Here is an 18,715-nt window from a genome sequence, read left to right as displayed (position 1 = left end):
GGCCACCGGAGCCCGAACCACCGGCCGGTCAGGAGCTCTGGAGCCGCCGGCAACCTTGGCCACGGACCCACAGGCTGCCCTCGGCCCAGCCGGTGGCGCAGCGGTAGACGGTCCGGTCCCCGGAGTTGACGACGAAGTCGGACAGCGGCCCCCAATGGCCGGTGTCGCAGTCCCGGGCGAAGATTTCCGGAAGTTCCGCATCCACCTCCTGACACGTGAAGACCTCGCCCGCCCGCGCCATCGGCGCGTTGAGCGAAACAGCGGTGGCGGCCTGGGCGGTGGCGAGCGGGGCCATCACCACGGCACCGACGGCGGCGAGCGCGGCCAGCACGATCGGGATGCATCGCATGATCGTTTTCCCTTTGGGACAGGAGCGGCGGATGCCACCCAACCCCCACCATAAGCATAGAGTGATTAATTAATTACTATCCGTTACGATAGTAATGAGGGCCTGGCCCCCGGCACCCCCGCCAAAACTCGTGGACGTCTCCCGGACGTTTTTGCGACCATCGCACGGTGACAGATGAACCCGATCGCCAGACGTCGTTCCCCACCAGTCCGCAGCAGGTGCGCTTCGTCGAGTTGTCGAGCACCGCGATGTCCGCCCTGCTCGACGGAGATCTGGCCACAGCCGGCGATACGGCCGGGGTCGCCCTGACCGATTACTTCGTGACGGACAGAGCACGGTGGCTGTGGCGGATTCGGATCGACCAGATGGCCGCCGACCCCGACCACGCACCGTGGATGGCGCGGCAGGCGGTGACCGGGCCTGAAGGCGTCGTCGTCGGCCATGCCGGCTTTCACGGACCGCCCGACGAGGCCGGCATGGTGGAGATCGGCTACGCGGTCGCTCCAGAGTTCCGTCGCCAGGGGTACGGCCGAGCCATCCTGATCGAGTTGCTGCGCCGGGCCGCGGCCGAACCGGCGGTCAAGACCGTACGGGCGACGATCAGCCCCGACAACGTGGCGTCCTTGGCCACGATCGCCGGCTTCGGCTTCGTCCAGGTCGGCGAGGACTGGGACGAAGAGGACGGCCGCGGCCTCATCTTCGAAGCCCCTGCCAACCCCAACCGCTAAATGCGAACCGCCCCCCGCCCTCGTCCTGTCGCCACAGCGCCCGACGGGGCTGCGGCGCCAGGGGCTACTTGGCGAGTTGGCGGGCGATCACCAGGCGCTGGATCTGGTTGGTGCTGGGTGTCCAAGCCGGTGGCCGCCATCGCCCCCGAGGGCGAGGCACCCCTCAAGCCCGGTCCTGACGACCGAAGACCTCTCCGACGGCACCCACACCTAGATCTTGGCCCTGGCTGGACGACTACTCCCGCTACGTGCTGTCGCCGACCGCGCACGGCCGCGTCACCGGGCCGATCATGCGGACCTCATTCCGCCTCGCCATCGCTGTGCACCGCCACGGCCTCCACACGGGCGGACAAAGGCATGGCGTCCACCGCCCGCCTGGCCCGCAGTCGCGTCAACGTGAACTCGTCCGTTCAGTCACGGGCGAGGCGGAGGCATGAGGAACCCTCCCATGTCCTTCAGCCCAAGCATGTAGGGCCGTTCATTGGAGGAAGGCCATGAATTGGTAGCTTGAAGATATTCCGCCCCGCATCGCGCAGCCAGCCGGAAGAACCACCATCGGGTACGCTCGTCCAGGTTCGCGAACGTGCAGTGGAGGAGCGCGGTGGCCAGCAACGACAAAGGCAGCTGATTGATCCAGTCCTCGCGGAAGTCGTCGTGGAGGAGTTCACGGTCGATGTCGCGGATCGAACGCATCAGCAGTGCGAAGAGTTGGTGGCTTTGGCTTCCCTCACCTCGCGCGATTTGGTCGAACAGATTCTCCTGAGCGCGCATGTCCAGGGGTATGCGTCGGGCGATGATGGAGAGCAGGAGCATGGCCGGGTCTCGGGTCAGGGGTGCGCTGATGTCGAAGGTGGTCAGGTCGACGAACCTGAACCGCTGCGACAGGAGCTCCCCTTGCCGCGTACGCTCCAGGAGAACATTGCCTGTATGCAGGTCGCCATGTGCGAGCCCGCGCAGATGCTGAACGTTGTCCCGGGCGACGATGGTTCCCGCGGCCATCGCCACGGGGTTCGGCAGAAGCCGGGCGTTGCTCTCGTCCTCGAACATGATCCAACGACGGTCCGGAGAGAGGAGTCCGTTCTCCTCTGCCCAGGTATACAGCTTGCCGCTCGGCTCGAATTTCTGGCGCAACTCGCCGCGTATGTATTCGCCTGAGTCTATGTGAGAAAAGAGATCGGTCCGCTTACCGTTCCACTTGCAGATCAATCCGTCCAGCACCACGGTGAAAGCGTCGATGATCTCCGACGGGGACTCCAGTTCTGCCATCTGGCACATGCCGGCGAAACTGCCTCCCGCGATGTCTTGCAGAAGTACGTAGCCTCCTTCATTGCCGATGGCTGGTGAATGCGGCTTGACCGCGACCAGATGCTCTCTGCGGAATGGTTCGGAACTCGCATCCCACGCCCGTTGATGCTGTGAGGGTTCACGTGATGACGGGCCAGGAGGACACACTTTTGCGATGACTTTGCTCGTGCGCTGGCCACTGTCGCGAGGGGTTTTGACGATCAAGGCCAGGAGGCGGCTGTCCGTGTGCCCGCTTTTCACCCAGAGCGGCAGATTAACCGATATTTCATAGTTTGCAGCATCGGCCCACGCGTCCAGAGCCCGCGCAGCGGACTCCCCTAGATGTTCGACGATGATCTCGCGATCACCACGCTTGACTCGACGGCGGGAGTCCGGTGTGCTGCCCAGCTCCAGTTGGCCGAGCTCATGCAGCAGATCCGCCGGCTCGTTGAAGAGACGGCGATGATTGTCCAGGTACGCCTGCTCGGCTGTGGACAGTCGCCTGGTCACGATTCGGCCGTTCATCTTGACGAGAAGCGTCTGCTCGACCAGCACGGCTGCGCGATTCACATCCTCCAGCACTGTGATGAGGGAGTCCACCGCGTTGGACTGGGCCGTTTCGCCCCGCGGGGTCCCGTCACGCAGGGCCCGATCCATCTCCTCGAGTTGCTCGTCGGCCGTTCCGTCGGAAGCGGCCTCTCGAAACTTCATGACATAGCGCTCGTGGCGGGCTCCCTGCGCGGTGGGCACTTCGAACCCGAAGGCCCCCGCGACCTGTACGACCGCATCCTCCACTTTGGCGAATGCCTTGTCGTCGTCGTCCGTGACTCTGATTTCCAGCGCGCTGGACGGGGGGACGTCCCACTCGTCGAGCGCGAGCGCGGAGGCCTCGTCGAGGTCGAGCCGCGCCCCCTCCTCGAAGGCGCTCCTGTACGCCGGATCGTCCAACTGTCGCCGGCAATCCCGCAGGCATTCCTTGTGGTGCTCCGTCATCCATGGAGCGCCCATTTGGGGTTCCCCTGCCATGTGCCAGTTGTGCTGCAACGTCCCAAGGAGTTGGGCGGCCAGGGGCAACCGTCCGAGCTTCACGAAGATCCGCATGGCCGTCTCCAAGGCCAGCAGGGTGCCGAGCGTGTCATGAAAGCGCCGCTTGATACGCAGGCTCTCTCTGACGTTCAGCAGAGCCTCGTCGATGCGGCCGGCTGTGAGCATACTGTCCGCTAAGGCCCAGTACGCGTGAGAGCTGACCCACTGTTCGCCGCGCTCCTTGCACATCTGCAAGCAGTCCTGTAGCAACGCCTCGGCGTCGGAGGTCGCGCCCTGCGCCGTCAGCAGCAGCGCCGACTCGATGACGGCGGGCAGCAGGCCGGGATTGAGCTCCATGCTGTCGGTGTTGAACTCGAGCGCCATACCCAACAGCGCGCCGGCCTTGTTCAAGTCCCCTTGGAGCAGCGCCGCAGTTCCCTGCATCTTGGAGGCGAGCATCGCCGCTCGCGAGTCACCGACCAGGGCCGCCTCCTCAAGGCAGGACTCGGCTCTCGCCTGTGCGCCCATGCTGTCGCCCTGGGCGCTGAGGACGTAGGACAAGACCCACAACGCCTTGCACCGTTCCTTGCTCGGAATGACGTTGGCCTTCAGCGCCTGTTCGAGATACCGCTGTCCGTCTTGGGTGAACCCGCAGCAGACCCACATGAACCACAGCGACGACAGCAGTCGTAGCGCCAGCACCCCCTTTTCGCTCGATTTCAGGGCATATTCGAGGGCCTTCTGCACGTTGCCGTACTCCTGGCGCAGGCGCACGTGCCAGTAGATCTGGCGCGGACCTGACCAGGCGTCCTCGCTGCGCTGCGCCAGGCGCAGGTAGTACTCCAGGTGCCGCTGGCGGATCTGCTCGCTCTGACCGAGTTCGTCGAGCCGCTCCTCGGCATATGCGGCAAGGGCGTTGATCAGCTCATAGCGTCCGCTTCCCTGATCGTTCCTGAAGAGCACGATTGACTTGTCGACCAGCTGGCCCAGCAGACCGGAAATGGTCTCCGCCGGCAATCCTTCGTCGGAGCAGACGGTTCTGGCCGCGTCGAGGTCGAATTCGCGGGCGAACACCGACAGTCGCGCCCACAGCAGCTGCTCGGCGGGCTCGCACAGCCCGTGGCTCCGGCTGATCACGGCGCGCAGCGTACGGTGACGAAGTGGCGTGCCGTTCCCCTTGCTGTCCAGCAGGTCGAATCGATCAGCCAGCATCTGCTCTATCGACAGCCTTCGCAAGCGGACCGCCGCCACCTCGATCGCCAGCGGGAGACCGTCGAGTCGACGACATAGCTCCGCCAGAGCCTTGACCTTGCCCTGGTCAAGTACCAGATCAGGCACGCTGACGCTGGCCCGGGCCTTGATGAGCTGCATGGATTCGTTGCGCAACAAGCTCTCCAACGCGTCGTCGCCTGGGACTTCCAATGGAGGCACAAGTACGACGTGCTCGTGGGTCAGGTACAGCCGCTGCCGCGAGATGGCCAGCACCTTGAGATCGGGCGCCGCCTCCAGCAGCTCGCGCACCACCTCGGCGCAGCCCTGCACCAGGTGCTCGCACGTGTCGATGATGAGCAGCATGTCGCGCTCGCGCACCCATTCCGACAGACTCTGCGGCTCGAACTGTGAAGACTGCTCGGGGAGGCCCAGTGCCGTGGCGATGACGTGCTTGATCAGGCCCGCGTCCTCCAGCCCGTCCAGGTCGACCCACCACACCCCGTCTCGATACTGGGAGCGCACCATGTTCGCCAGCCGGAACACCGTGCGCGACTTGCCCACCCCGCCCATACCGGTCACGGTCACCAGCTGCGACTCGCCGAGCCGCTTTTCGAGGTTGGCGAGCAGTCGGCCCCGACCGACGAAATCAGTGAGCTCGGGCGTAAGGTTTCCGAGCTGCCGGATATATGGGTTCGACATAGCGGCTCCTGAGCTGCGGATCAAGGGGGGTGTAACCCCAGGAGGCAAGGATCTCCAACGGGAGAGATCGAAAATTACAGTGAAATATAGACATTTCGCCGCTTTGGCGAACGGCCTGCTACTTCGTTCGTCAAGCGATCAGCATCGCCGGAGGAGCGTAATATATACGCCTATCTCTGATACTGATCCTTATGCACGCTATGTCCAAATCCCTCCACCGCGTAAACATGAATCATCTTCATGCTTTTGCGCACCTGCCCGACGCGGCGATTCTCTCACCTTTCGGATGGATGTTCGTGTGTTTTCGGATTTGCGACGGAGAAGGAGCGCACGGCTCGGGGCCGACCTCGGCGAACCTTTCGGTCATCCGGCACATGACATGGGAGCGTCATGACAAACCGTGACAAATTCGGCCAGTGGCCGTATTTCGAGCAGCGTCGTCTGGGAAGAACTGCTTCACCGCCTGAACCGCAAGGCCGACGCCGAACGAAAGAGCCCCGCCATGTCACCGATCATCCGGGTGCCCAGGCGTTCTGCCGAACAGATCAGCGCCTGCTGTCGATGATCGGGGCCGCATGCGGGCTCAGTGTCCCCCGCGTCCGTCGACAGAGCAAGAAGCTGGGCAGCGAGCATGTCTATGCCCTGCCGAAGAACGGCCGGCCGTTCCGTCCGCGCGAGGTCTCACACGGGCCAGGGACGGAACAGTGATCCTCCAAAGCCGAAATCCACCACAAAGAACCCCGCCTCCCATCACAGGGAAGCGGGGTTTTCGCGTGTCAGGGGCTACTTTGCCAACTGCCGGGCGATCACCAGGCGCTGGATCTGGTTGGTGCCCTCGAAGATTTGCATGATCTTGGCTTCGCGCATGTAGCGCTCCACCCGGAACTCCCTGGTGTAGCCGTAGCCGCCGAACACCTGGACCGCGTCCGTCGTGACCTTCATGGCGGTGTCCGTGGCGACCAGTTTGGCCACGCTGGCCTGGCGGCTGTAGTCGAGGCCGGCGTCGCGGCGGCGGGCGGCGTCCAGGTACGTCGCCCGCGCGCTGTCCACCCCCGCCGCCATGTCGGCCAGCAGGAAGCCGAGGCCCTGGTGGTCGATGATGCGCTTGCCGAAGGTCTGCCGCTCCTTGGCGTAGGCGACGGCCTCGTCGAGGGCCGCCTGGGCCAGGCCGACAGCGCAGGCGGCGATGCCGAGCCTGCCGGAGTCGAGGGCGCTGAAGGCGATCTGCAGGCCCTGGCCCTCCTCGCCGATCAGCCGGTCGCCGTCGATGACGGCGCCGTCCCAGTGGGCGCTGGTGGTCGGCACGGCGTGCAGGCCCATCTTCTCCTCGGGGCGGCCGAACGTCAGCCCTTCGGCCGCGCCGGGCGCGAGGAAGCAGGAGATGCGCTCGCCGGTACGGGCGAACAGGGCGTAGAAGTCGGCGATGCCGCCATGGGTGATCCAGGCCTTGTTGCCGGTGATGCGGTAGTCGCCGCTCTCGGTGCGCTCGGCCCGGCAGGTGAGCGCGCCCGCGTCCGAGCCCGCCTGCGGCTCCGACAGGCTGTAGCCGCCGACGATCCGTCCGGCCAGCATGTCGGGCAGCCAGCGTTCGCGCTGTTCGGGGGTGCCGTACGCGGCCACGGGGAAGCAGGCCAGCGTGTGCACGCTCGTCGCCACCGCGACCGCCGCCCAGCGGGCCGCCAGCTCCTCGATCACCTGGAGGTACACCTCGTACGGCTGGCCGCCTCCGCCGAACTCCTCGGGGTAGGGCAGCCCGAGCAGCCCGGCCGCGCCGAGGGTGGCGAACAGCCCCTCCGGGTACGTCTCCGCGCGCTCGTGCTCGTCGACCCGGCGCGCGAGCTCCTTGTCGGCGATGTCGCGGGTCAGCTCGATCAGGTCTTTGGCGTCCTGGTCGGGGAGCAGGCGGTCAACGGTCACGACGACTCCTTGGGTGCGGCTTCGGCGAGGCGGGCCAGGGCGGCCGCGGCCCGCTCACGGAACTCGGCGACGCGGGCGAGCTTGATGTCCTCGTACCCGCGGATCGACTCGGGAAGGCCGGCGATCTCGGCGACGGCGTCGATCGTGCCGGGGGTCAGCCGGGCGAGGGCGGCACGCATGAGATCACGATATTCGGTGATCAGTTCCCTTTCGACCCGGCGGACCTCGGCCTGGCCGAACACGTCGAGGGCGGTCCCGCGCAGCACGCGTGCGGCCCGCAGGCCGCGGAACAGCACCGGCGCGGAGCGGCGCAGCCGGATCTTGCGCTTCATGCCCATCGCGCGCAGCAGCGGCGGGTGCAGCAGCACGGACACGACCGCGTCGGCGCCGTACTCGCGCTCGCGCCTGGCCTGCTCCTCGGGGTCGAGGTGCAGGCGGGCGACCTCGTACTCGTCCTTGTAGGCCATGAGCTTGTGCAGGGAGCGGGCGTAGGCGAGCCCGACGCGCGCGCCGGCCTCCTCCCCCGCCCGCCTGGCCGCCTCGGCGGTCACGCGCCTGACGTCGTTCTCGTACGTACGGGCGTAGGTCTGGTTCTGGTAGCCGGTCAGGTCCGCCACCCGCAGGGCCAGCGTCTCCTCCAGGCCGGGCGCGGGCCGCTCGGCGGGCTCGGCGAGCGCGGCCCGGCGTACCGCCTCACGGTCGGCGACGGCGGCCCGGCCCCAGCGGAAGGCCGCGAGGTTCTTCTCGACGGCGGCCTTGTTGAGCCTGATCGCCGCCTCGATCGAGGCGGCCGAGACGGGCAGGCAGCCGTGCTGGTACGCCGCGCCGACCAGCAGCATGTTGGCCGGCATGTGGTCGCCGAACAGCGCCTCGGACAGCTCGTGGGCGTCGAGGTACAGGTTGTCCGCGCCCTCGGTGGCGGACTCCAGCCTCGCCACGGCGTCGGCCGAGGAGCCGGGCACGGTCGCCCGTCCGGTGACCATGGCGGCGGTGGGCACGATGGAGGTGTTCACCACGGCGACCGTCCGGCCGGGCGCGGCGACGGCGAGGTTGGCGTCGGCGGCGACCCCGAGCAGGTCGAACCCGATCAGCACGTCGGCCGTGCCGCGCGAGGCGCGCACCGAGCCGTCCACCGGCCGCTTGGCGATGCGCACGTCGCTGACGACCGGGCCGCCCTTCTGCGCGAGGCCGGTCTGCTCGATGCCGGCGGCGTGCAGGCCGTCGAGGTGGGCGGCCATCTGGAGGATCTGCGAGACCGTGACGACGCCGGTGCCGCCGATGCCGGGCATCCGGATCAGCGTCTCGGCGTCGCCGTCGAGCCGGACGACCGGCTCCGGCAGCCGCACGGGCAGCGGCGGCAGCTCGCGCGGCGCCCTGGTGCCGGGCTCGACCAGCAGGAACGACGGGCAGTCGCCCTTGAGGCAGCTCAGGTCGGAGTTGCACGACGGCTGGTGGATGCGGGTCTTGCGGCCGTACTCGGTCTCGACGGGCTGGACGGACAGGCACGTCGAGACGTCGCCGCAGTCGCCGCAGCCCTCGCAGACGCGCTCGTTGACCACGACCTTCGCCGTCGGGGTGGGCAGCTTGCCGCGCTTGCGCAGCCGCCGCTCCTCGGCCGCGCACTTGTCGTCGTGCAGCAGGACGGTCACGCCGTCGAGGGCGGCCAGCTCCCGCTCGACGTCGGCGAGGTCGTCGCGGTGCCGCACGGAGGCGATCGGCGCGAGCCGCACCCCGCGGTACGTCTCCGGCTCGGGCGTGGTGATGACGATTTTGCGCACGCCCTCCTCGGCCAGCGAGCGCGTGAGCGCGGGCACGTCGAGCCGCCCTTCGGCGCGCTGGCCGCCGGTCATGGCGACGGCGTCGTTGTAGAGCAGTTTGTAGGTCATCGTCACCCCGGCCGCCACCGCGGCCCGCACGGCCAGGGAGCCGGAGTGGTGGAAGGTGCCGTCGCCGAGGTTCTGCACGAAGTGCCGGTCCCGGGTGAACGGCGCGAGCCCGATCCACTGGGCGCCCTCGCCGCCCATCTGGGTGATGCCGATCTGGGTGCCTCGGCCGTGCCCGTCGAGGGCGATCATGGCGTGGCAGCCGATGCCGACGCCGACCAGCGTGTCGTCGGACGTGCGGGTGGAGGAGTTGTGCGGGCAGCCCGAGCAGAAGTACGGCGTGCGCGCGGCGACCATCGGCAGCAGGCGGCGCGCGGCGGACGCGGGCCGGGACAGGTGGACCGTCCCGCGCGGGAGCCGGTCGGGGCCGAGGCAGGTGGCCAGCGCCTTGGCGACGTCCTCGGCGCCGAGGGTGCCGCGGGCGGTCAGCAGGTCCCGGCCCGACACGACGGGGGCGCGTTCGCCGCCGTAGAGGGCCTGCTTGAGCTGCCCTTCCAGGAACGGCACCTTGTCCTCGACGACCAGCACCCGGTCGAGGTCGGAGGTCATGGCGGCCAGGTCGGCCTCGGCCAGCGGGAAGGGCATGCCGAGCCGGATCAGGCGCAGCCCGAGGTCCTCGGTGGCGCTCTCGTCCAGGCCGAGGTCGGCCAGGGCACGCAGGACCACGGCGTACGTGGTGCCGGAGGCCAGGATGCCGAGCGTGGCGCGGGGGGCGTCGCGCATGACGCGGTTGAGCCCGTGCCTGCGGCCGTAGTCGCGGGCCAGCTCCAGCCTGCGGGTGAGCAGGTCGTACTCGGCGTCCAGGGCGGAGGGGCCGACCAGGATCGGCGACTTCCCGCGGTCGGCGTGGTCGGGGAGGGGGATGCCGTCGTACGGGGCGCCCAGCTCGACGGTGGCCGAGGCGTCGGCGATGTCGGCGACGATCTTCAGCCCGGTCCACAGGCCGCTGGCGCGGGAAAGGGCGACCGCGTGCAGGCCGAACTCGATGATCTCGGCGACCGAGCCGGGCGCGAGCAGCGGCATCGACAGGCTCTGGCACATCGGCTCGCACGAGCTGGGCACGGTGGAGGACTTGCAGCCGGGGTCGTCGCCGATCCAGGCCACCGCGCCGCCCAGCGCGGCGGTGCCGGCCATGTTGCCGTGCCTGATGGCGTCGGCGGCGCGGTCGAGGCCGGGGTTCTTGCCGTACCAGAAGGCGGTGACACCGTCGTGGCTGCGGCCGGGGACCTGGCCGAGGAGCTGCGTGCCGGCCACGGCCGTCGCGGCCAGCTCCTCGTTGAGTCCGGGCTGGAAGACGACGCCGGCCTCGTCCAGGAAGCGGGCCGCGCGACCCATCTCCAGGTCCAGGCCGCCCAGCGGGGAGCCCTGGTAGCCGGAGACGAACGCCCTGGTGTTCAGGCCGCGGTCCCGGTCCAGGCGCCGCTGTTCGAGGGTCAGCCGGACGAGGGCCTGGATGCCGGAGATCAGCACCCGGCCGTCCGGCGCGGCGTACTTGTCGTCGAGCGACACGGTCGCGCTGTTCACGCTCACGCGAACCTCCTGGCGGGCAATGCGTATGTGGGGTTTCCCAGCACAGCAACGGAGAGCTACTGTGCGCAAGTATCAGACGTGAAACCACAACGAAGACGCAAATAATGTGAGCTGGGCGATTCTGGCGCAGAAGAACTTTGCGTCACCAAGGAGGATTCTCGCATGCCGGACATCGACGATATCGACCATCAGGTGCTCCGGCTGCTGCGCGAGGACGGCCGCCGCACCTTCTCCGAGATGGCCGAGCGGGTCGGCCTGTCGGTGGCGGCGGTCAAGCGGCGGGTCGACCGGCTCAGGGAGATCGGGGTGATCACCGGGTTCACCGTCCAGATCGACTACGCCAAGCTCGGCTGGGGCATCGAGGCGTTCACCGAGCTGCGGTACCCGGGGACCACGCCGGTGGGCGAGATCGTCCGCACGGCGACGGACGTGCCCGAGGTGCAGGCCGTCTTCACCATCGCCGGCGACCCCGACGCCCTCATCCACGTACGGGTGCGCGACCTCGGGCACCTCCAGCAGGTCATCGACCGGCTACGCCGGGCCGGCAACGTCACCGGCACCAAGTCCCTGCTGGTCCTGGGCTCCTGGACGCGCGACGCCCTCACCTGACCGCCTGCGGCACGCGTCCGCCGGAGGGTCAGTTCACCCAGGCGTACTCCAGCTCCGGCAGCTCGAACCCCTGCCGGAAGCGGCACATCCGCTCGTCGGTGCGGCGTGCGCCGTGCCGTTCGTAGAAGCCGATGGCCCGGGTGTTCTCCTTGAGCACCTCCAGGTAGACCTCCCGGCCGGGATGCTCGTCCGCCGCCCAGGCCAGTCCGTGCCGCAGCAGCCGCGATCCGGCGCCCGAGCCCGTGCTCCCGGGCCGCACGTGCAGGTTGTCGAGCAGGATCCGGCCGTCCTGGGACGGCAGCAGGTAGGCGAAGCCGAGCAGCTTCCCCTCGTCGTCGTGGCCGACGAACAGGCCCGCCCCCCGGACGGGCGGGTCCAGCCGCGCCCGCCAGAGCGCGAGCCGGTCGTCGTCCAGGGGGCCGTTCAGGAAACCGTCGGGCATGATGCCCGCGTAGGCCGTGCGCCAGCTCTCCACGTGCAACGCCACGATCGGGGAAATGTCGTCAATTGTCCCGTTCCTTATCAGCATGGCGGAGAGCATTCCATACCGGGACGGGCCTCACCCCACCCGGCAGGAGACCGCGGGCCAGGTCCGGTCCCCGTTGTGCTGGACGGTGAACCCGAAGGTGTTGCCGTTGCCGTTCGGCCGCATCGTCATGACGTTGCCGGTGCCGTCCCAGGCCGGGCTGCCGTTCCAGGTGGCGATGATCTTCTGCGGGCTGCGCACGGTGACGGTGACGATCCAGGAGTTCGTGCCGGAGACCGCGACCGACAGGTTGAAGCGGTCGGCCCACTGCTGGCCCGCGGAGACGGTCGCCGTGCAGGCGCCGCCGCCGGGCGGCGGGGACGAGGGCGGGGTGGTCGGGCCGCTCCCGTCGGGCGCGACGGCCCGGCCGGTCGCCGGCGAGATCATGCCCGCGCACATGTTGCGGGCGCGTAGGTTCGCGGCGATCTGCGGGATCGCGGCGATGGTCGTCGCGTAGTTGTCGTGCATGAGGATGACCTGGCCGTTCTGCAACCGGCCGGCGGCCTGGACGATCTGGGCGGTGCTCGCACCGTTCCAGTCCTGGGAGTCGACGTCCCAGATGACCTCGGTGAGGCCGAGTTGCTGCTCGACCGACCGGAGGGTGGCGTTCGTCTCCCCGTACGGCGGCCTGAACAGCCTCGGCGCGGCGCCGGTGGCCTGCTGGATCGCCTGCTGGGTGCGTTGCAGCTCGGACTGCATCTGGGCGGCGCTCAGCTGCGTCAGGTGCGGGTGGGTCCAGCTGTGGTTGCCGATCCACATGCCCGCGTTCTGCTGGGCGCGGACCAGGGCCTGGTTGTTCTGCGCGTTCTGGCCGACGTTGAACATCGTGGCCCGCAGGCCGTTGGAGGTCAGCGCGTTGAGCAGGCTGGAGGTGGTGGCGGGGTTGGGGCCGTCGTCGTAGGTGAGGCCGACGTAGCCGCCGCCGCAGTCGGCGGCGTTCGAGGGGGTGGTGGCCCAGGTCAGCGCGAGGCCCGCGGCGAGCGTGCACGCGGCGCCGAGGATGAGCAACTTCCTGATCATGGTCTGCCTCCAAGGCGGTACGGGAAGCTCGATCGCGAGTGTGATGACCGCGCCGAAACATGTCAACCAACTGCAGAAAGTTTCGAGCGGAGCTGCCAAGCAGTACCACGACAAGCTGCGGCGACCGGGAGAGAAAGTTTCGGCGGAAGGAAAGCTTCATCGCCATACGTAGATTTCCCGATGCTTTGCCCGCCGGATGTCCCTACTGTCGGGCCCATCCGAAGCCTTCCGAGCAAGGTGGGTTCATGCGCGCGCTGACCGTCCTCCTGTCCGGACTCCTGCTGGCCACCACCCTCCAACCGCCCGCCGTCGCCGCCGTCGCCGGGAAGGACCTCGCCGGGACGAAGCCGGGCCCCGTCGTCCCCGACGTCGTCTACCACCGGGCCGATTTCGCCACCGGCGCCGGCGAGGGCACGTCCGCCGCCGACGGGCTGTCGTTCGCCTCGGCCGCCGGCACCACCTCCTACACCGACGCCCTGGGCACCAGGACGTGGGAGTACGCCCGCTGGACCGGCCCCGAGCGCACGGTCGGCTTCCCCGCCACCCAGCTGATCGCCTCCTGGACGGCCGACGTGCCTCAGGGAAGCTGGCTGCAGGTCGAGGCCAGGGCCAGGAACACCGCCGGGCTGAGCAAGTGGTACGTCCTCGGCCGCTGGTCCTACGCGGAGGGCGACATCCTGCGCACCTCCGTGGCCGGCCAGGGCGACGCGGACGGGTCCGTCGCCGTGGACACGCTGGTGGCGGCGTCCGGACGGCAGCTGTCGGCGTACCAGCTCCGCCTGACCCTCTACCGCAGTCCGGGCTCGGCCGTGACGCCCCGGGTGCGCACGTTCGGCGCGATGGCCTCGAACGTGCCCGACCGCAAGACCGTCCCGGTCAGCCCCGGCGGCGGGGCGTGGGGCGTCGAGCTGAACGTCCCGCGCCGCTCCCAGAACGTGCACGCGGGCCACTACCCCGAGTGGGACGGCGGCGGCGAGGCATGGTGCAGCCCGACCTCGACCACGATGGTGCTCGGCTACTGGGACAAGTGGCCGAGCGCGCAGGACACCGCCTGGGTGGACCCGTCCGACCCGAACCCCGAGGTGGATTACGCGGCCCGCTACACCTACGACCACGCCTACCAGGGCGCCGGCAACTGGCCGTTCAACACCGCCTACGCCGGCCGCTACGGCCTGGACGGCTTCGTCACCCGCCTGCGCAGCCTGACCGAGCTGGAGCGGCTGATCAAGGCGGGCATCCCGGTGATCACCTCGCAGTCGTTCAGGAAGGGCGAGCTGCCCGGCGCCGGTTACGGCACCGACGGCCACCTCATGGTGATCGTCGGCTTCACCGCGACGGGCGACGTGATCGCCAACGACCCGGCCTCGTCCAGCAACGACGCCGTCCGCCACGTCTATCCGCGCGCCGACTTCGAGAACGTGTGGCTGCGCAGTTCGAGCAGCGGCGGCGTCGCCTACGTCATCCGCCCGCCCGGCCACGCCCTGCCCGCCACGACGCCGGGCCTGCCCGCCAACTGGTGATCAGTCCAGCACCGGGTAGTTGGCGCGGAACACGCCCTGCGGGTCGCGCGACCGCTTGATCTCGCGCAGCCGGGCGAGCGCCGGCTCGGGGAACGCCTGAGCCGCCCGCTCGCCCGGCGACAGGAACGTGTACGGCTTGCGCCCGCTGACCCGGTCGCCCAGGGCGGCGACGACCGCGTCCTGCTTGGCCCGTACGGCCTGGCCCAGCTCGGGGCTGATCCCGGCCCCGAGCAGGTAGAGCAGGTACGGCTCGGCCAGCGCTCCCCCGGCGCCGCCGCCCGGCCGGGTCAGCGCGCCGCCCAGGTGCCTGACCTGCATGGCGACCAGCGGCCCGACCGGCTCGGCCAGCAGGATCTCCACGGCGCCGGCGTCGAGCCCGGTCAGCAGCTCGGTACGGGCCACCGCGGGCGCCGGGTCGGTCGGCTCGGCGGTGATCGCGCCGAGGTCGGCCGTGGCCATGGCGGCCCGCGTGTCGCCCAGCACGCCGTCGATCTTGGCGAGCCGGCCCAGCAGACCCTCGGCCTCGGCCGCCTCGCCCAGGTAGGCCAGGTCCACGGTCACCATCGGGGGCGCCTTGGGGAACTGGACCCGGTTCACCCACACCGACAGCTCGGGCGGCGCGTCGGCGGTCAGCTCGCGGAAGGCCGCGAACACCTCGGCCTCCTTCTGGCCGGGCCACATGAGACGGCCGCCGTAGAGGGCGCGCTCGGCGTACAGGTCGAACTCGACGGCGGTGACCAGCGCGAAGTCGCCGCCGCCGCCGCGCAGCGCCCAGAACAGGTCGGGGTCGCTCTCCCCGGTCACCCGCGCGGGCCGGCCCTCGGCGTCCACGACGTCGAAGGCGCGCACGCTGTCGGCCGCCCAGCCGTACCTGCGGCCGAACCAGCTCAGGCCGCCGCCGAGGGTGTAGCCGGTGACGGTGACGGCGGGGTTGCTGCCGGCCAGCCCGGTCAGGCCGTGCCTGCCCGCCTCGGTCTGCACCGCGCCCCAGGTCACGCCTGCCCCTGCGCGGGCGCGCCGCTCGGCCGGGTGGATCTCCAGCTCGTCCAGCCGGTTGGTGCGCAGCAGGATCACGCCGTCGGCGGAGCCGCTCGCGCCGTGGCCGCGCGGCTGGGCGGAGACGGTCAGCCCCTCCTCGCGGGCATGGCGGACCAGGGCGGCCACGTCGGCGGCGTCGGCCGCCTCGACCACGGCGGCCACCGGCTGGGCCACGGTCAGGTTCCACGCCCTGGCCGCCGCCTCGAAACCCGCGTCGCCGGGCAGCCACACGCGTCCCTCGACCGCGGTGCGCAGCTTGTCGTACGTCATCGTCCACTCCTTCATGAAGACTCACCACCTTGACGACGCGAGCCCGGGAAAGGTGACCGACCGTCAGGAAGATCGCCTCCGGCGACATGCCGGCGGGCCCCGGCACGCTCGTGCGCCGGGGCCCCTCACCATGTCCTGACGGGCTTAGGATGCCGCCATGGTCGCCCCCCGTCGTCGCCCAGCCGCCTGTATGACGACCCGGCGCGACGAAAGGTGACCGATGAACGCGCAAGCCGACCTGGCCGGCCACTTCGACCTGACCAGGAGCCACCTGCGGGCGGTGGCGTACCGCATGCTCGGCTCGGCCGACGAGGCCGACGACGCCGTCCAGGAGACCTGGCTGCGGGCCGCCCGCGCCGGCACGGACGGGGTCGCGAACGTGCCCGGCTGGCTGACCACGATCGTCGGCCGGGTCTGCCTCGACATGCTGCGCGCCCGCGGGCGCAGGGACGAGCAGCTCGTCGAGGGCGAGCGGTTCGACCAGGTGAGCGTCCATGACGGCGATCCGGCCGACGCGGCGGTGCTGGCCGACTCGGTCGGGCTCGCCCTGCTGGTGGTCCTCGACACGCTGAGCCCGGCCGAGCGGGTCGCGTTCGTGCTGCACGACCTGTTCGCGATGCCGTTCGGGGAGATCGCGCAGATCGTGGCGCGCTCCCCCGCCACGGCCAAGAAGCTGGCCAGCCGGGCGCGGCAGCGGGTGCACGGCACGCCCGTCCTGCCCGCCGCCGACCACGCCAGGCAGCGCAGGCTCGTGGCCGCCTTCCTCGCCGCGGCCCGCGCCGGCGACCTGGACGCCCTGCTCGCGGTGCTCGACCCCGACGTGCTGCACCGGTCGGACCTGCCAGGCTCGGGCGGCGAGCGGCGCGGCGCCCGTCCGGTGGCCCAGGGCACGCTCACCGACTCCGGCCGGGCGCGCTTCGCCGATCTCGTGCTCATCGACGGCAGGCCGGGCATCGGCGTGCTGCGCGGCGGCCGGCTGTTCCTGGTGCTGCGCGTCACGACGTCCGACGAGCGCATCACGGGGATCGACATCGTCTCCGACCCGGCCCGCCTGTCCGCCCTCGACGTCGCCCTCGACGCCGCCCTCGACCCCGGGCCCGGCCCCGTCCCGGACGGCGGCGTGGCCGTGCCCTGAGCGGTCAGGCCAGCCGTGGCACGAGCCGCAGCGCGTTGCCCGCGTACACCTGCTCCAGGACGTCGTCGGGCAGGTCGAGCCCGGAGATCGTCCACCGGCCCATCAGCGGCGGGTCGTCGAGGGAGTGCGCGAACGCCTCGTCGTCGGTCTCCATGAACCGGAAGTGGATCCGGTAGACGTCCGGGTGCGGCGGGATCTCGTCGGTGCCGAACAGCACCCGGCCGGCGGAGCATGAGCGCCCGCGTGGCGCGCGGCTGGCGTCCCAGCTCGGCGACGCGCGCCGCGATGTCGATGTGGAAGTTCGGGTACGCGTCCAGTGTTCGTTGCGCTCGTCCACGGGCTGGAAGAAGGCGACCGGGTCGGCGGTGTGCAGGGCGACGGGCACGCCCGCCTCCCCCACGGCGGCCCACAGCGGGTCCAGGCGGGGGTCGTCGAGCATGACCAGCTCGCCCCGGTGTTCGCGCACCCGCAGCCCGACGTCCTTCCACACCTTCAGCCCGGCCGCGCCCTCGGCGGCCGAGCGGCGCAGCTGGGCGGCCAGCCGCTCGCCGAAGCCGGGCGTCGCGGTCTCGGACCACGACGGGCAGCCGGGCCCGGTCGACCTCGTGCACGGCCACCCGGAGCTGCGACACCGGGCGGTAGCGGGACAGCGGCAGGCCGGCGCCGGACGGGGTCACTTCCTGATGCCTTCGGGCAGCAGGTCGCCGTGGGCCTCGATGAGGGCGTCCACCAGCTCGCGGATCTTGCGGACCGGCAGGGTGGCGGCGGTGTTGGGGTCGAGCAGCGCGGCCTGGTAGACGTGGTCGCGCCGCCCTTCCAGGGCCGCCTTGACGGTCAGCTCGCCGACGCTGAGTAAGGCCCGGTTGAGGGCGGCGAGCTGGGCGGGCAGCTCGCCGACGGGCAGCGGCCGCACGCCGGACCCGTCGACGTGGCAGGGCACCTCGACCGTGGCCTCCGGCGGCAGGTTGGAGATCAGGCCGCCGTTGCGCACGTTGCCGTGGATCAGCCTGCGGGTGCCGGTCTCCATCGAGTGGATGGCCAGCGAGGCCAGCTCGTCGCCGCGTTCGATCGGCACGCCCCGGCCGGCCTCCAGCGAGCTCCTGTACTGCTCGTACTCCTCGTAGCCCTCGGCCAGTCACTCCAGGTAGACGTTGATCGGGATGCGGTACCGCTCGACCTCCTCGGCGTGCGGCAGGAACCACGGCAGGTACTCCGAGCCGTGCTCGGAGGACTCGGTCGGGAAGTAGCCGAAGTTGCGGTAGACCTCCACGCGCACCCGCCGCCGCAGCTCGGGGTCCCGGTCGATCAGCTCGTCGAGCCGCCGGTAGAGGTTCTCGCCGTCGCGCTCGAAGCGCAGCACGAACGCCTGGTGGTTGACGCCCGCGGTGAGGAAGGAGATCTCCTCCTCCGGGACGCCGACCATGGCGGCCAGCGTGCTCTGCGTGTCGCGGGCGGCGTGGCAGACGCCCACGACGTTCTTGAACGGGGTGCCGGCGTAGACCGACCAGGGGATCATCGACATCGGGTTGGTGTAGCTGAACAGCACCGAGTCGGGGGCGAGCTCGGCCAGGTCGTCGCCGATGCCGACCATGACGGGGATCGTGCGCAGGGCGCGGAAGATGCCGCCGATGCCCAGGGTGTCGCCGATCGTCTGGCGCACGCCGTACGCGGCGGGGATCTCCAGGTCGCGCCTGACCGCCTCCAGGCCGCCCACCGCGATCTCGTTGATCACGTAGTCGGCGCCCTCGACGGCGGGGCGGCGGTCGGCGTACGCCTCGATCCGGGCGCCGATGCCCAGCTCGGCGACCATCCAGCGGGCCATCGCCGCGGCGGTGTCGAGCCGGGCCCTGTCGATGTCGTGGAGCACGATCGTGCACTCCGACAGTTCCGGAAATGTCAGGATGTCGGAGAGAAGGTTCTTGGCGAACGTGATGCTGCCGGCGCCCACCAGGACGATGCGGGCCATGGA

The 18,715-nt window shown here is 70.1% G+C and carries 11 protein-coding genes and 2 pseudogenes; 4 read left to right on the top strand and 9 right to left on the bottom strand.

Features of this window, described 5'->3' with window-relative positions:
• Positions 1 to 28: 28 nt before the first annotated feature.
• Positions 29 to 349: a hypothetical protein gene (locus tag ABT158_RS10985; protein ID WP_352352577.1), complete on the bottom strand. Its 321-nt coding sequence runs from the start codon at positions 347 to 349 to the stop codon at positions 29 to 31.
• 167 nt (positions 350 to 516) lie between these two features.
• Here ABT158_RS10985 and ABT158_RS10980 point away from each other — a divergent pair, with 167 nt between their 5' ends.
• Complete coding sequence (locus ABT158_RS10980; RefSeq protein WP_352352576.1) at positions 517 to 1,077, top strand: GNAT family N-acetyltransferase; 561 nt, start codon at positions 517 to 519, stop codon at positions 1,075 to 1,077.
• Between the two features lie 414 nt (positions 1,078 to 1,491).
• Here ABT158_RS10980 and ABT158_RS10975 read toward each other — a convergent pair whose 3' ends face one another.
• The 3 genes from ABT158_RS10975 to ABT158_RS10965 all read right to left on the bottom strand — a co-directional run bounded on the left by ABT158_RS10975 (position 1,492) and on the right by ABT158_RS10965 (position 10,697).
• On the bottom strand, positions 1,492 to 5,298 hold the full coding sequence (locus ABT158_RS10975) for an ATP-binding protein (RefSeq protein WP_352352575.1): 3,807 nt from the start codon (positions 5,296 to 5,298) through the stop codon (positions 1,492 to 1,494).
• A gap of 783 nt (positions 5,299 to 6,081) precedes the next feature.
• Positions 6,082 to 7,215, bottom strand: a complete 1,134-nt coding sequence (locus tag ABT158_RS10970; RefSeq protein ID WP_352352574.1) for an acyl-CoA dehydrogenase family protein — start codon at positions 7,213 to 7,215, stop codon at positions 6,082 to 6,084.
• Entirely contained in the window at positions 7,212 to 10,697 is a 3,486-nt protein-coding gene (locus ABT158_RS10965) for an indolepyruvate ferredoxin oxidoreductase family protein (protein WP_502911509.1), read from the bottom strand. Before ABT158_RS10965 ends, ABT158_RS10970 begins: the two co-directional genes overlap by 4 nt.
• Before the next feature lie 93 nt (positions 10,698 to 10,790).
• On the opposite strand from ABT158_RS10965, the gene ABT158_RS10960 reads away from it, so the two are divergent.
• On the top strand, positions 10,791 to 11,237 hold the full coding sequence (locus ABT158_RS10960; protein ID WP_352352573.1) for an Lrp/AsnC family transcriptional regulator: 447 nt from the start codon (positions 10,791 to 10,793) through the stop codon (positions 11,235 to 11,237).
• A 28-nt stretch (positions 11,238 to 11,265) separates the two neighbouring features.
• On the opposite strand, the gene ABT158_RS10955 is transcribed toward ABT158_RS10960, so the two are convergent.
• Complete coding sequence (locus tag ABT158_RS10955; protein ID WP_352352572.1) at positions 11,266 to 11,724, bottom strand: GNAT family N-acetyltransferase; 459 nt, start codon at positions 11,722 to 11,724, stop codon at positions 11,266 to 11,268.
• A 72-nt stretch (positions 11,725 to 11,796) separates the two neighbouring features.
• Positions 11,797 to 12,783 carry a polysaccharide deacetylase family protein gene (locus tag ABT158_RS10950; RefSeq protein WP_352352571.1) on the bottom strand — a complete coding sequence of 329 codons (987 nt, stop codon included), beginning with the start codon at positions 12,781 to 12,783 and terminating at the stop codon, positions 11,797 to 11,799.
• A gap of 245 nt (positions 12,784 to 13,028) precedes the next feature.
• Here ABT158_RS10950 and ABT158_RS10945 point away from each other — a divergent pair, with 245 nt between their 5' ends.
• Positions 13,029 to 14,303: a C39 family peptidase gene (locus ABT158_RS10945; RefSeq protein WP_352352570.1), complete on the top strand. Its 1,275-nt coding sequence runs from the start codon at positions 13,029 to 13,031 to the stop codon at positions 14,301 to 14,303.
• Here ABT158_RS10945 and ABT158_RS10940 read toward each other — a convergent pair whose 3' ends face one another.
• Complete coding sequence (locus tag ABT158_RS10940; RefSeq protein ID WP_352352569.1) at positions 14,304 to 15,611, bottom strand: FAD-binding oxidoreductase; 1,308 nt, start codon at positions 15,609 to 15,611, stop codon at positions 14,304 to 14,306.
• Between the two features lie 220 nt (positions 15,612 to 15,831).
• On the opposite strand from ABT158_RS10940, the gene ABT158_RS10935 reads away from it, so the two are divergent.
• Positions 15,832 to 16,746: a sigma-70 family RNA polymerase sigma factor gene (locus tag ABT158_RS10935; protein ID WP_352352568.1), complete on the top strand. Its 915-nt coding sequence runs from the start codon at positions 15,832 to 15,834 to the stop codon at positions 16,744 to 16,746.
• A 4-nt stretch (positions 16,747 to 16,750) separates the two neighbouring features.
• On the opposite strand, the pseudogene ABT158_RS10930 reads toward ABT158_RS10935, so the two are convergent.
• Both ABT158_RS10930 and melA read right to left on the bottom strand, forming a co-directional pair.
• A pseudogene (locus tag ABT158_RS10930) lies at positions 16,751 to 17,296 on the bottom strand (amidohydrolase family protein); the annotation flags it as partial.
• 123 nt (positions 17,297 to 17,419) lie between these two features.
• Positions 17,420 to 18,712: pseudogene (melA, locus tag ABT158_RS10925) on the bottom strand (alpha-galactosidase).
• Between the last annotated feature and the right edge of the window lie 3 nt (positions 18,713 to 18,715).

Source organism: Nonomuraea sp. NPDC001636 (assembly GCF_040298265.1).
Taxonomy (GTDB): domain Bacteria; phylum Actinomycetota; class Actinomycetes; order Streptosporangiales; family Streptosporangiaceae; genus Nonomuraea.
The sequence above is the reverse complement of the archived record's forward strand: the minus strand, read 5'-3'. Positions and strand labels throughout refer to the sequence as shown.